This is a genomic window from Sulfitobacter sp. 1A12157 (assembly GCF_043557345.1).
Lineage (GTDB): Bacteria > Pseudomonadota > Alphaproteobacteria > Rhodobacterales > Rhodobacteraceae > Sulfitobacter.
Genome location: NZ_JBIFFV010000005.1, coordinates 212,027 through 223,801 on the forward strand (window position 1 = coordinate 212,027; position 11,775 = coordinate 223,801).

Annotated in this window: 13 protein-coding genes; 8 read left to right on the plus strand and 5 right to left on the minus strand. The window is 63.4% G+C overall.

Translation table 11 applies throughout. The features are described 5' to 3' along the window. Window positions 1–25: 25 nt before the first annotated feature. The 3 genes from ACGYLC_RS11130 to ACGYLC_RS11140 form a co-directional block, all read right to left on the minus strand. Window positions 26–1,534 carry a DEAD/DEAH box helicase gene (locus ACGYLC_RS11130; protein ID WP_394422998.1) on the minus strand — a complete coding sequence of 503 codons (1,509 nt, stop codon included), beginning with the start codon at window positions 1,532–1,534 and terminating at the stop codon, window positions 26–28. Window positions 1,535–1,683: 149 nt separating this feature from the next. Then, window positions 1,684–2,619: a glycosyltransferase family 2 protein gene (locus ACGYLC_RS11135; RefSeq protein WP_394422999.1), complete on the minus strand. Its 936-nt coding sequence runs from the start codon at window positions 2,617–2,619 to the stop codon at window positions 1,684–1,686. 79 nt (window positions 2,620–2,698) lie between these two features. Further along, window positions 2,699–4,318, minus strand: a complete 1,620-nt coding sequence (locus tag ACGYLC_RS11140) for a peptide chain release factor 3 (protein ID WP_394423028.1) — start codon at window positions 4,316–4,318, stop codon at window positions 2,699–2,701. Between the two features lie 103 nt (window positions 4,319–4,421). Between ACGYLC_RS11140 and ACGYLC_RS11145 the strand changes: the two genes are divergently transcribed. Further along, window positions 4,422–4,805 (plus strand): SnoaL-like domain-containing protein, encoded by a 384-nt coding sequence (locus ACGYLC_RS11145; RefSeq protein ID WP_394399767.1) that lies wholly within the window; start codon window positions 4,422–4,424, stop codon window positions 4,803–4,805. On the opposite strand, the gene ACGYLC_RS11150 is transcribed toward ACGYLC_RS11145, so the two are convergent. Next, a complete protein-coding gene (locus ACGYLC_RS11150) occupies window positions 4,802–5,815 on the minus strand; it encodes a Hint domain-containing protein (RefSeq protein WP_394423000.1) in 1,014 nt (337 codons plus the stop codon). The two genes, ACGYLC_RS11145 and ACGYLC_RS11150, sit on opposite strands and share 4 nt — an antisense overlap. 136 nt (window positions 5,816–5,951) lie before the next feature. Here ACGYLC_RS11150 and ACGYLC_RS11155 point away from each other — a divergent pair, with 136 nt between their 5' ends. The 5 genes from ACGYLC_RS11155 (at window position 5,952) to ACGYLC_RS11175 (ending at window position 10,060) form a co-directional block, all read left to right on the plus strand. Further along, the gene (locus ACGYLC_RS11155; RefSeq protein WP_394423001.1) at window positions 5,952–6,731 is read left to right on the plus strand and encodes an SDR family oxidoreductase; all 780 of its coding nucleotides are present in this window, start codon (window positions 5,952–5,954) and stop codon (window positions 6,729–6,731) included. 143 nt (window positions 6,732–6,874) lie between these two features. Then, on the plus strand, window positions 6,875–8,233 hold the full coding sequence (locus tag ACGYLC_RS11160) for a sodium:proline symporter (RefSeq protein WP_394423002.1): 1,359 nt from the start codon (window positions 6,875–6,877) through the stop codon (window positions 8,231–8,233). A 42-nt stretch (window positions 8,234–8,275) separates the two neighbouring features. Next, entirely contained in the window at window positions 8,276–9,364 is a 1,089-nt protein-coding gene (locus tag ACGYLC_RS11165; RefSeq protein ID WP_394423003.1) for an ABC transporter ATP-binding protein, read from the plus strand. Then, window positions 9,361–9,711, plus strand: coding sequence for a Lin0512 family protein (locus ACGYLC_RS11170; protein ID WP_394423004.1), 351 nt, complete (start codon window positions 9,361–9,363; stop codon window positions 9,709–9,711). The genes ACGYLC_RS11165 and ACGYLC_RS11170 overlap by 4 nt, the downstream gene beginning before the upstream one ends. Then, window positions 9,704–10,060 carry a Lin0512 family protein gene (locus ACGYLC_RS11175; RefSeq protein WP_394423005.1) on the plus strand — a complete coding sequence of 119 codons (357 nt, stop codon included), beginning with the start codon at window positions 9,704–9,706 and terminating at the stop codon, window positions 10,058–10,060. Before ACGYLC_RS11170 ends, ACGYLC_RS11175 begins: the two co-directional genes overlap by 8 nt. A gap of 21 nt (window positions 10,061–10,081) precedes the next feature. On the opposite strand, the gene ACGYLC_RS11180 is transcribed toward ACGYLC_RS11175, so the two are convergent. Continuing rightward, window positions 10,082–10,744, minus strand: a complete 663-nt coding sequence (locus ACGYLC_RS11180) for a helix-turn-helix transcriptional regulator (RefSeq protein WP_394423006.1) — start codon at window positions 10,742–10,744, stop codon at window positions 10,082–10,084. 192 nt (window positions 10,745–10,936) lie between these two features. Here ACGYLC_RS11180 and ACGYLC_RS11185 point away from each other — a divergent pair, with 192 nt between their 5' ends. Next, a complete protein-coding gene (locus ACGYLC_RS11185) occupies window positions 10,937–11,203 on the plus strand; it encodes a twin-arginine translocase TatA/TatE family subunit (protein WP_067268177.1) in 267 nt (88 codons plus the stop codon). 4 nt (window positions 11,204–11,207) lie between these two features. Further along, window positions 11,208–11,774 (plus strand): Sec-independent protein translocase protein TatB, encoded by a 567-nt coding sequence (gene tatB, locus ACGYLC_RS11190; protein WP_394423007.1) that lies wholly within the window; start codon window positions 11,208–11,210, stop codon window positions 11,772–11,774. The last annotated feature ends 1 nt before the right edge of the window (window position 11,775 follow it).

The window sequence follows — 11,775 nt, forward strand, 5'->3', positions numbered from 1 at the left end:
GTATTCATGCCCGCGGTGGCGGGGATTAGATGCGTTCGCGAAAGCTCAGACCGATGAAGTCGGGCGTGTGATCGCCCAGTCCGACCACGCGGTTGTCGTTACCGCCGCGTTTGTCGCCCCGGCCCCGTCCGCCGCGCGATTTCTTCTCGTCCTTGTTGCCGCGGCCCGATTTGCGCTCGTCCTGCAAGGCCTCTGCCTTTTCGGGCTGCGCTTTGTCGTCGGTTTTGGCGTCAGCCTTGGCCTCGGCCTTTTCGGCCTGCGGTTGCTTGTCCTCGACGGGTGCCTCGGCAGGTTTGTCGGCCTTGCGGCTGCGCGAGCGGGTCCGCTTGGGCTTGTCATCGGACTTGGCCGGGATGTCGGATGCCTCCTCGGCGGGTTTCGCTTGCCCAAGCGGGTTTTCGATGCGCGGAATTTCCTTTTGCACCAGACGCTCGACATCTTCGAAGTTCTTCTCGTCGCGCGGCTGGCAGATCATGATCGCCTTGCCATCGCGGCCCGCGCGGCCGGTGCGGCCAATGCGGTGAACGTAGTCTTCGGCATGGCTGGGCACATCGAAGTTGAAGACATGGCTCACGCTCGGCACATCGAGGCCGCGCGCGGCCACGTCCGATGCCACGAGGAAACGCAACTCGCCAGCGCGGAACCCTTCCAGCGTTTTGGTCCGCTGGCTTTGGTCCAGATCGCCATGGATCGGGGCCGCGTCATAGCCGTATTTCTTCAGCGATTTTGCCACGATATCCACGTCCATCTTGCGGTTGCAGAAGATGATCGCATTGGTGCATTTCTCGCCTTCGGCGTCGATCAGCAGGCGCAGCAGCTTGCGCTTCTCGCTCGCCTCGCGGTCCTTGCGCGAGCCTTTGAACATGACGACGCCCTGTTCGATATTCTCGCTCGTGGTCGCCTGACGTGCCACTTCGATCCGCTCGGGGTTGCTGAGAAAGGTGTTGGTGATCCGCTCGATCTCGGGCGCCATGGTGGCCGAGAAGAAGAGCGTCTGCCGGGTGAAAGGCGTGAGGCCGAAGATCCGCTCGATGTCCGGAATGAAGCCCATGTCGAGCATCCGGTCGGCCTCGTCCACGACCATGACCTTGACGTCCGACAGGATCAGCTTGCCACGCTCGAAATGGTCCAAAAGACGGCCCGGCGTGGCGATCAGCACGTCGACACCCTTGTCGATCAGCTTGTCCTGTTCTTTGAAGGACACGCCGCCGATGAGCAGCGCCTTGGTCAGCTTCAGATGCTTGGAATAGGTGTCAAAGTTCTCAGCCACCTGCGCGGCCAGCTCCCGCGTGGGGCAGAGCACAAGGCTCCGCGGCATCCGCGCGCGTGCCCGGCCACGGGCGAGAAGTGACAGCATCGGCAGCGTGAAGCTGGCTGTCTTGCCGGTGCCGGTCTGGGCGATGCCCAAGACGTCACGGCCTTCGAGAGCGGGGGGAATGGCGCCCGCCTGAATAGGTGTGGGCGATTCGTAGCCTGCCTCTTCAATAGCTTTGAGGACCTTGGCATTCAGGTTCAGATCGGTAAATTTTGTCATGTGCGTCCGAGTTGAGCGGACACTGACTTGGCCCGCGGCAGCAATACAAGCCGGCCCGAATGGCCCAAGGGGCGGCATTTGCCGCGGCATGTTGCGAAAGCGCATAGCAAGTTGCGGCCCAGCCGTCAAACACTTGCCCTCTCAGGCGCTTATCTGGGGAGGTGGCGCGACACCTTTGCATCAAGGCCGAGTTCGGCGAGGCGCAGCAGACCATGGGAGTTCAACGCTGCGCGCAGCTCGGGCGTATCGGCGCAGACCTCATCGAAAAAGGCGCGCAATCCCGGCTCACCCCCTTCGGATTCGATCATGGAAAAGAGTTCATGCATCGACAATCCGCCACGGTCGCGGGGACGGTTCGGGGCCAGATCGGCGCGGTAAGAGCCTTTTTCAAGCCGGTAGCGATAGGCGGCGAGCCACTCCGGCCAGCTTTTCGCGTGAAGATGCGCCAGATCGATGCCGGGCTGCTGCTCTGGCCCGTCGATCAACGTCTCTTTCTGAAAGGCGTTGTGGATTTGAAGACGCACTTCTGCCATCCCGGTGCGAACGAAAACTTTCCCGGCCAGATGGCTCAGAAAGCCACCTTTGACGTAGTCGCCATAGGTCGGATAAAGCGCCGAGACGATCCGGGCGCGCTCGGGGCCGTTCGGAATGAAGGCTTTGAAGGCAGTGGTCTCTCCCGCCAAAGCCTCCATCGGGCGGATACGGGCGATTTTCTGCGTCGGGGGCAGGGTGGCAAGCACCTCTTCCACGGGGCGCTCAGAGACGAGGAATTCGTCCACATCCATATGGATCAGCCAATCCACATCATCCGCCCGGTTATAGGCGCGGGTCGCGTTCTGGCTTTGACGGACTTGGTGCTTTTGCGGACGTTTACCGCAGAGCTTTTGCCAATAAGCCTCATCGCAGGTGGTGACACGGATTTTCGGATGGGCCTTCAGGCTTTCGAAAGCCTCTGGGTTTTCAGCATCGAGGTATAGGTAGAGGCGATGCGCGCCCGCCTCCAGATGGTAGGCGGCAAAGCGTCGTATCTCCTCTGCGGGGGCCAAGATCGTGGCAACCAGCCCCCATTTCGTCGGCGTTGTCATTGCGTCTCCCCAGTTGGGGTTAGAATGCCATGATTGGCCACGAAATCAAGGCTTTCCGGCCCCGGGGGCGCGGGCCGTTTTACACCATCATTTCCTTGGTCGCGGTCAGCTTCACATCCGGGTAATCGCGCTCGACCCGGTCGATGTCCCATTGCAGGCGGGTCAGGTAAACGATGTCGCCATCATGATCATGCGCGATGTGCTGTTTGTTGCTTTCGGTAAACTTATCAACGGCTTGCTTTGTGCCGTTCACCCAGCGGGCCGAGGTGAACTGAGACGGCTCAAACCGAACCGGCAGGCCGTATTCCAACTCGATCCGGCTGGCGAGCACTTCGAATTGCAACTGGCCGACAACGCCCACGACAAACCCTGACCCGATCGAGGGTTTGAACACTTTTGCAGCACCTTCTTCGGCAAATTGCATCAGCGCTTTTTCAAGGTGTTTCGCCTTCAGCGGATCGCCCGCGCGGACCGATTGCAGCAATTCGGGCGCGAAGGAGGGGATGCCGCTTACGCGGAGCGCTTCGCCTTGGGTCAGCGTGTCGCCGATGCGCAGCTGTCCGTGGTTGGGAATGCCGATGATGTCACCGGCCCAAGCCTCCTCGGCCAACTCGCGGTCGGAGGCGAGGAACATCACCGGGTTGGAGACGGTCATCGGCTTTTTCGTGCGCACATGGGTCATTTTCATGCCGCGCTCGAAATGCCCCGAAGCGAGGCGGACAAAGGCCACACGGTCGCGGTGCTTGGGGTCCATATTGGCCTGCACCTTAAAGACAAAGCCCGCGACCTTGTTCTCTTCGGGCAGGATTTGGCGCGGGGTGGCGGCTTGGATTTGCGGCTCAGGCCCGTATTTGGCGATGCCTTCCATCAATTCGCGCACCCCGAAGGAGTTGATCGCCGAGCCGAACCAGATCGGCGTCAGCGTGCCTTCGTGCATCGCCTTGAGGTCCAGCGGCGGCAGCAGTTCGCGCGCCATTTCAAGGTCTTCGCGCAGTTTCTCCAGCAGCGCGGCGGGGACATGTGCGGCAAGTTTGGGGTCGTCCAACCCTTCAATCTTGATGCTGTCGGCGACGCGGTTCCGGTCGGCGCGGTCCATCAGTTCCAGCCGGTCGCGCAGCATGTCGTAGCAGCCCACGAAATCGCGGCCCACGCCGATGGGCCAGCTTGCGGGTGTCACGTCGATGGCGAGGTTCTCCTGAATCTCGTCAATGATTTCAAAGGTATCGCGGCTTTCCCGGTCCATCTTGTTACAGAAGGTCAGGATCGGCAGGTCGCGCATCCGGCAGACTTCGAAAAGTTTCTGCGTCTGGCTTTCCACGCCTTTCGCGCCGTCGATCACCATCACGGCGGCATCCACCGCCGTCAGGGTGCGGTAGGTGTCTTCGGAAAAGTCAGAGTGGCCGGGCGTGTCGACAAGGTTGAACCGGTAGTTAGTGTCACCGCTATGAAAATCAAAGGACATGGCCGAGGCCGAGACGGAAATGCCCCGGTCCTTTTCCATCGCCATGAAGTCCGAGCGCGTGCGCCGGGCCTCGCCCTTGGCGCGCACCTGGCCGGCCATCTGAATGGCCCCGCCGAACAGCAGGAACTTTTCAGTCAGCGTGGTTTTGCCCGCGTCAGGGTGGCTGATGATCGCAAAGGTGCGACGGCGCGCGATCTCGGGCGGCAGGGCGGGGCGGTTTTGCGGCGTGTCCAACATCCGACCCATATAGGACGCGCCGCGACCGGGCGCAATCTGGCCATTGATGCGAATCGCAGGCTGGCATAGGGTGAGAACATAAGGGGTACATGGAGGGAATGCGATGGAACTGAAAGAGATCGCCCGCGAATTGGTGGCGGGCTGCCGTGCGGGGAATGCTGCAGTGCGTGCGAACCTTGATCGGCTCTATGCCGACGATGCCGTCTCGGTCGAGGCTGCAGATATGGGCGGGCAAGGGCGAGAGACCCAGGGCGTCAAGGCGATCCACGGTAAACATGACTGGTGGGAAAACGCGATGGAGGAACATAGCACCGAGGTGATCGGCCCGTTCTACTTTGGCAACAGTCAGTTCAGCGCGATGTTCAAGGTCGATGCCACCGATAAGCAAAGCGGTGAGCGGTTCCAGATGGAAGAGATCGGCGTTTACCACGTCAAAGACGGCAAGATCGTCCGGGAGGAGTTTCACTACGCCGTCGAGGCGCCTTAACGGGTTGAGGCTTTGCGCAGCAGCGCCGCCGCGTCGGGGCGGTCAAGCAGTGCCTCTGCCAGATCGAGCCCGGCGTGGGGCAGATCGGAATGGCCGGGGATCACCTCGCCCAAGGCTTCGGCCATCTCTGGCGGCAGGACCGATCGGGTGCGGCTGTCGACCAGCATGGATTCGGCGGCGATGCCCTCGGCGTAGATGATCTGATGTCCGTCAAAGAGCAGTTGAAAGTAATCGACAAAGCCGCCGTCCTGCACCGTGACGCTGTCGCCATTGACCAGATGCCGCGCTTTGACCAGCAGTTCGGACCGGCCCGCTCCCATCTCGTCACTGCGTTGATAGATGAAAAGCCGGTGATCGGGGCTGACGATCAGGTCGTGTTCGTTGTTGAGCGTGCCTGCGCGGATGCGGATCGGGGCAAACTCGCCCACCGCGCGCAGGGTGCTTTGCCCGATCCAGCGCAGGGTTTGCATCCCGTCGTCACGGGTCAGGATACGGTCCCCGACGCGCAGGTCTTCGATGGGCCGTAGCTCTCCGGTGCTGAGCGAGATATGGGTGCCGCGCGTGAAAGAGACGCAGGCGAGTTGGCCGAACTTTTGCCGCGCGGTCTGGGTGTCGATGCCCACGATCCGGTAGCCGGTCTGCGGTGTCAGCGGGCCCAGCGGGAGCAGGTAAACGTCTGCCGCGTGGCCGTGCGGATCGACCTCCACCAGCAACAGCGCCTCTTGGGTCTGCCCGTCGGGTGACATCAGCGTGAGCAGGCTGTCGAGATGCAGATCACCCCCGGGGCGGCCCACGCCGGTCTCTTCGGCGAGGCGGAATTGATCGCCGGGCAGGGTTAGCAGCGACAGGCGCTGCGGCTCTGCCGCGCGGTCCAACTCATAGACATCATCGAGGACCAATTCGGCGGCAAAGGACAGCGCATCGCCCATATTGGCCCCATCGCTCGCGCGGAATTGCCCGGCGCGGTAGACGGCGATGTTCTGTGCGGGGGCGGTGCGGCTGCGGGACATGACGGGCCTTTGGTTCAGGGGCTTTCGCCAGTGAGCTAAGCTAGAATTATGGCCTCGATGGGTCAAGGCTCGGGTGATTTGCTGGCATTGGCGGCGCGGCGTGGTAGGCATATGCAAATGCATAGGAGGAATCGAAATGGATTTGGGAATCAAAGGGAAGAAGGCGCTGGTCTGTGCCTCGTCCAAGGGGCTGGGCCTTGGCTGCGCCGAGGCGCTGGCGGCGGCAGGGGTGAACCTTGTGATGAACGCCCGTGGCGCAGAGGCGCTTGAGGCGTCTGCCGAGCGCATCCGTCAGGAACACGGTGTCGAAGTCACCACCGTGGCGGCGGATGTGGCCGCGGAAGAGGGGCAGGCGCTGGTCATCAAGGCGGCCGAGGGCTGTGACATTCTGGTCAACAACGCGGGCGGCCCGCCTCCCGGCATGTGGCAGGATTGGGACCGCGAGGATTTCATCAAGGCGCTCGACGCCAATATGCTGGCCCCCATCGCGCTGATCAAAGCGCTGGTGCCCGCCATGATGGAGCGCGGCTGGGGCCGGGTCGTCAACATCACCAGCCAGTCGGTGCGCGCGCCGATCCCCGTTCTGGGGCTGAGCAACTCCGCCCGCACCGGGCTTACCGGCTATGTCGCGGGCACCGCGCGGCAGGTGGCGGGCAAGGGGGTCACGATCAACAACCTTCTTCCGGGCATCCATGCGACCGACCGGGCAGATTCGCTCGACGCCAATGTGGTCAAGCAAAAGGGCATCACGCTGGACGAGGCCCGCGCCGAGCGGCAGGCGGGCATCCCTGCGGGGCGTTATGGCACGCGTGACGAGTTCGGCGCGACCTGTGCCTTCCTTTGTTCGCAGCACGCGGGCTTCATCGTGGGGCAGAACCTGTTGCTGGATGGCGGCGGCACCAATCTGACCATGTAAACCCTCCATGGCCGGGGCGCGCGTCCCGGCCATGACCCGTCGCGGCGGATCACATTCCTGACAGCAGCGGTTTCAGTGCTGGCCCGGATTGCAAGCGGCGGCTAACCCTTGTGGATCAGCTTCTCGCAAAAGGTCCGCTGCCCATGCAAACCACTGTTCTTGTCCTTCTTTTCGCTGCCGTGATCCTTGCCAGCCTCTTGGTGGCACCGCGCCGCGCGACGGTCGAAGGCTTCTTTGGCGGGGCCAATGCGGCAGGCTGCGCGCCGGGACTTTGGGTGCTGGTGCTGAGCCAAGTCACCACGTGGATCTTCGCCCGCAGCCTGATGAACGCGGCGATCTTGGGCTATTTCTACGGCATCGCGGGCACGCTGGCCTATGCGGCCTATTACGGGTCGTTCCTGACGGGCGGTTTCATCGTCGGCCACCTGCGGCGCGGCGGCGCGCGGTCGGTGCAGGACTGGCTGGCGGGCCGTTTCGGGGGCGCGGGCACGGCGGCCTATAACCTCGTGATCGGGCTGCGGCTGCTGTCCGAGGTCTTTGCCAATCTGTTGGTCGTGGCGCTGATCTTCGAGGCCGTCTGGCCCGGGTCGGGCACGCTGGCGGTGCTGATCGTCGCCGCCCTCGGCTTTGGCTATTCGGCATGGGGCGGGCTCTCCGCCGCGCTGCGCACGGATGTGGTGCAGATGCTGGTCTTTCTCGTCGTCTTCGGTCTCGCACTTGGGGCGCTGCTGCTCAGCCCGGGGTTTGAGCTTGGCGCGGTGCTGAGCGCGCCGGGCACCTCGGGGCCGTATAACGGCTGGGTGCTTTTGGTCGTGGCGCTGTTGCAGGTCTTTTCCTATCCGGCGCATGACCCGGTGATGATGGACCGCGGTTTTCTGGCGGATGAGGCGACAACCCGAGCATCCTTTCTCCATGCCTTCTGGATTTCGACCCTCTGCATCATCGGCTTCGGCTTCTTCGGCATCCAAGCCAGCCTGACCGGCGCGGCCTATGAGGGCGAGTTGATCGGCACATGGGCGCAAATGTTCCCGGGCTGGATATTTGTGGCGCTGATGCTGTCGCTGCTGGTCTCGGCGCTCTCGACACTCGACTCGGCGCTCGCCTCTGCCGCGCGGTTGATGGTTGAGGAATGGCGCATCGCCCCGCGCAGCCTCGCGGGCGGGCGGCTGGTGATGGCGGGGTTCATGGCGCTTGGCGCGCTGCTGACGCTTTGGGGAAACGCCACGCTTTTTGATGCCGTCGCGGTCAGCGGCACCGCGTCGATGTTCCTTACCCCCGTGCTGCTCATCGGGCTGGTGGCGGGGCGCGCGGTCCCGGTCTGGAGCTACCTTGCCGCCTTTGCCGCCGCGATGCTGGGGGCTACGGCCTATTTCGCGCGGGGCTGGGGATGGGTCGCAATGCTGCTGCCCGAGGGGCATAAATACGAGCAATTGCTGGTGATCTGCGTCCTTGTGTTGCTGGTCGGGTTTGCGGCGGTGCTTGCGGGGGCGCGGCGGGGCTGATAGCTGGGTTTCCGAGCGATTTGATCGGATACCGCAGCCTTCATGAGTGACCCCACCCCCCGACTGGAAATCAAGAACCTGCGCCGCGCCTATGGCGGGCGGCAGGTGGTCGATGACGTATCTTTGCAGATCTTGCCGGGGCAGGTGACTTGCTTGCTTGGCCCTTCGGGCTGCGGCAAATCCACCACGCTGCGCATGATCGCGGGGGTTGAGATGCAAGACAGCGGCACGATCCATGTCGATGGCAAACTGATCTGCGACACCATGTTCCGCGTCCCACCCGAGCGGCGCGAGATCGGGCTGATGTTCCAAGATTTCGCTCTGTTCCCACATTTGAGCGTGGCCGACAACGTGGGCTTTGGCCTCAAGAAAGGCACGCGCGAGCAGAAGCGCGCCCGGATCGAGGAACTGCTCGAACGGGTGGACCTGCTGCGCTACATCGACGGCTACCCGCACCAGCTCTCAGGCGGAGAGCAGCAGCGCGTGGCGCTGGCCCGCGCGCTGGCGCCGCAGCCGCGCATCATGCTGATGGACGAGCCGTTTTCCGGCCTCGACAACCGCCTGCGCGATGGCATCCGGGATGAGACGCTGAGCATCCTGAAAGAGGAAGACACCGCCGTTTTGCTGGTTACCCATGAGCCGGACGAAGCGATGCGCATGGCCGATGAGATCGCACTGATGCGCGACGGCAAGATCGTGCAGCAGGGCGCGCCCTACAATGTCTACACCCGGCCCGTCGACCGCGCCTCGGTCGCGTTCTTCAGTGATGCGAATGTGTTGAATGCCACTGTGAACGGTGCACTGGCCGAAACGGTCTTCGGTGAGTTCCTTGCCCCCGGTCTGCCGGATGGCACCCGCGTGAATATCGTTTTCCGCCCGCAGCACCTGCGGATCGACTTTGACCGCGCCGGACAAGGGCCGCGCCCCACGGCGACCGATGGTACCCCGGCCCGCGCGCTGGTGGAACGCGCGCGCTTCATGGGCAACGAAAGCCTGGTGGAATTCGTGTTGGAAGAGGACGGATCGCGGCTCAAGGCCACGGTGCCCAATGTCTTTTTGCCGCAGCCCGGTGCCGTCATGTGGCTGACCGTGCGCCGCGACCGTTGCTTTGTCTTTCCGGTGACCTCATGAAGCCGCTGTTGGTGGAATTCGGCATGGGCTCCTCCCTGCGGCGCGGTGATTATACGCAGGCCGCGAAACGCGCGGTGCAGGATGCGCTGTGGCACAATTCGATCAATCTGGCCGAGCTTTTCGGTTTCGACAGGTCGGCCATGCGCATCACCCTCGACGTGGGCGTGCAGCGTCCCGATCTGGTGGATGCCGAAGCGCTGCGCGCGGTCTTTCCCTATGGTGAGGTGACGGTGACGCTGCATCACGGCGGCCTTGATGTGCCGCGCCCCGAAGGCGAAGGGAACCCAACCGTCATAGCCAATGTGGCGCTTTCCGTGGGCTTCGACATGGAGCGTGCCGATGGCTGAGCAGCGGATCATCATCGAAATGGGCATGGGCAACGATCTGCACGGGATGGACTATACCAAGGCCGCCGCCCGCGCGATCGAGGATGCCCTGCGCCATTCTTCCCTGCCGCTGTTCGGCGCGCTGGAGGTGACGCCGGATCAGATGCGCGTGCAGGTTACCGTCGCGGTTCAGGAGCCTGAGAAGGTGGATGTCGACGCGCTGGTGGCCAAACTTCCTCGCGGCCGCGCCGAGGTTCGCGCGGTGAAGGGCGGGCTGAACGTGGCCACGGGGCAGGATACCATCGTGATCGCGCAGGCCAGTGTCGAGGCGTTTCTGCCTCCGCAAACCGGCTGGCAATTGAAGGGCTAAGGGGGCGGCCCTGATCTGGGGCTAGGGGCGATGGTCCGCGAGCGTTCTGCCCGGCTCGTCCACGAACAACTCCGGTAGCGGCTCAGCGCTTTCGATCTGGTCGAGCGGTAGGGTCACGAAACCCGCCGCCCCCTCGCTCCAGGCCGTCAGCAGCCAGAACCGCCCCCAGTTGCGCACCTCCAACGGACGTATCACCTGCGGCGCGTCGCCGATCACTGCAATCCGCAGCTTTTGGCGGGCCTGCACCGCCGCGCGCAGCACAGGGAGATGTGTGAAAACCCGCGTGGCCTTGCCCTGCGACCTCAGCGCCTGCGCCCATGCGGCACCCTCGGCAATGGTCTCGGTCGGCAGCACCGCGTCGAACTTGGCGGCCAATGTCTCTGCCGCGGCTTGTAGGGCGGGGTCACCCACCTCCGCCGCCACGGCAAGACCGAGGTTCAGCGCCTCCAACTCCGCCGCCGTCAGGGTCAGCGGGGGCAGGGTGATCGCCGGCGTGATCCGATAGCCTTCGCCCCGGGTGCCGATGATGGACAGGCCCGCCGCGCCGAGCTTGCCCATATCGCGGTAGATCGTCCGGGGGGAGACGCCGAATTGCAGGGCCAAATCCTCGGCCCGGTGCAGCTGCCCATCCCGCAGCCTGTCGATCAGCCGGACAAGCCGATCTTCGGTCTTCGTTGATACCATCACGCCTCCTGACGCTCCTGACGCTCCTGACAAAAACATGTCATAAGGCGAATTGCACGCCCGAAAATCGGCAGTCCTTCGCCCGCCGCACCGCCCATCCGTTGCATTGCCCCTTCATGGTCCCGGCGCCGCCCGCTATCACGGTGCAGACCGGCGCGACCAGACCGCGCCAAACATGATGGGAGAACAGACATGTTGAACAATATCGGATTGCCGGGCCTGCTGCTGATCGCGGTTGTCGTCCTGGTGCTTTTTGGCCGTGGCAAGATTTCCTCGCTCATGGGCGAAGTCGGCAAGGGCATCACCAGCTTCAAGAAAGGCATCAGCGAAGGCGAAGAAGAGAACAAGCGCGACGAGATCAAACATGTCGAGGACGTGCACCATGCTGACCTGCCCGAACATGCCGATCAGGGCACCCATCCCAAGACCGACCTGAAGGCCGACAAGGACCGGGTGTAACCCAATGTTCGATCTGGGTTGGACGGAACTTTTAGTCATCGGCGTGGTGGCCCTGATCGTGGTCGGCCCCAAGGACTTGCCCGTGCTGTTTCGGCGTGTCGGGCAATTCGTGGGCAAGGCCAAAGGCATGGCGCGTGAATTCAGCCAAGCGATGAACGATGCCGCCGATGAAAGCGGCATGCGCGAGATGTCGTCGTCTCTGAACAAATCGCTGAAAACGGCCAGCAACCCTCTGGGCAGCGCCATGGATGAGGTCAAGGACGCGACCCGGTCCCTGACCAATTTCGACCCCGAGAGCGAGACCGGCAAACTGGCTGCCCAAAAGGCGGAGGATGTGAAGAAGATCCAAGCCAGCACCGCGCGGGCCGCCGCCGAGCGCAAGCAACGCGAAGCGGCGGAAGCCATTGCCGCTGCCGAAGCGGCAGAGGCAAAGCTTTCGGATGCCGCCCCGGCCAAGGAAGCACCGGCCCGGCCTGTGATCGAAAAAGACGCAGGTCAGGCCCAAGCGGCATCGGACGATGCCGCCGCCAAGACCTCAACGGCACCCAAAGCTGCCGCCAAGAAAGAGTGAG

Bases quoted from the DNA above. Each gene is read 5' to 3' on its own strand.
- ACGYLC_RS11130 (WP_394422998.1), bottom strand. From the start codon at position 1,534: ATGACAAAATTTACCGATCTGAACCTGAATGCCAAGGTCCTCAAAGCT.
- ACGYLC_RS11135 (WP_394422999.1), bottom strand. From the start codon at position 2,619: ATGACAACGCCGACGAAATGGGGGCTGGTTGCCACGATCTTGGCCCCC.
- ACGYLC_RS11140 (WP_394423028.1), bottom strand. From the start codon at position 4,318: ATGTTGGACACGCCGCAAAACCGCCCCGCCCTGCCGCCCGAGATCGCG.
- ACGYLC_RS11145 (WP_394399767.1), top strand. From the start codon at position 4,422: ATGGAACTGAAAGAGATCGCCCGCGAATTGGTGGCGGGCTGCCGTGCG.
- ACGYLC_RS11150 (WP_394423000.1), bottom strand. From the start codon at position 5,815: ATGTCCCGCAGCCGCACCGCCCCCGCACAGAACATCGCCGTCTACCGC.
- ACGYLC_RS11155 (WP_394423001.1), top strand. From the start codon at position 5,952: ATGGATTTGGGAATCAAAGGGAAGAAGGCGCTGGTCTGTGCCTCGTCC.
- ACGYLC_RS11160 (WP_394423002.1), top strand. From the start codon at position 6,875: ATGCAAACCACTGTTCTTGTCCTTCTTTTCGCTGCCGTGATCCTTGCC.
- ACGYLC_RS11165 (WP_394423003.1), top strand. From the start codon at position 8,276: ATGAGTGACCCCACCCCCCGACTGGAAATCAAGAACCTGCGCCGCGCC.
- ACGYLC_RS11170 (WP_394423004.1), top strand. From the start codon at position 9,361: ATGAAGCCGCTGTTGGTGGAATTCGGCATGGGCTCCTCCCTGCGGCGC.
- ACGYLC_RS11175 (WP_394423005.1), top strand. From the start codon at position 9,704: ATGGCTGAGCAGCGGATCATCATCGAAATGGGCATGGGCAACGATCTG.
- ACGYLC_RS11180 (WP_394423006.1), bottom strand. From the start codon at position 10,744: ATGGTATCAACGAAGACCGAAGATCGGCTTGTCCGGCTGATCGACAGG.
- ACGYLC_RS11185 (WP_067268177.1), top strand. From the start codon at position 10,937: ATGTTGAACAATATCGGATTGCCGGGCCTGCTGCTGATCGCGGTTGTC.
- tatB (WP_394423007.1), top strand. From the start codon at position 11,208: ATGTTCGATCTGGGTTGGACGGAACTTTTAGTCATCGGCGTGGTGGCC.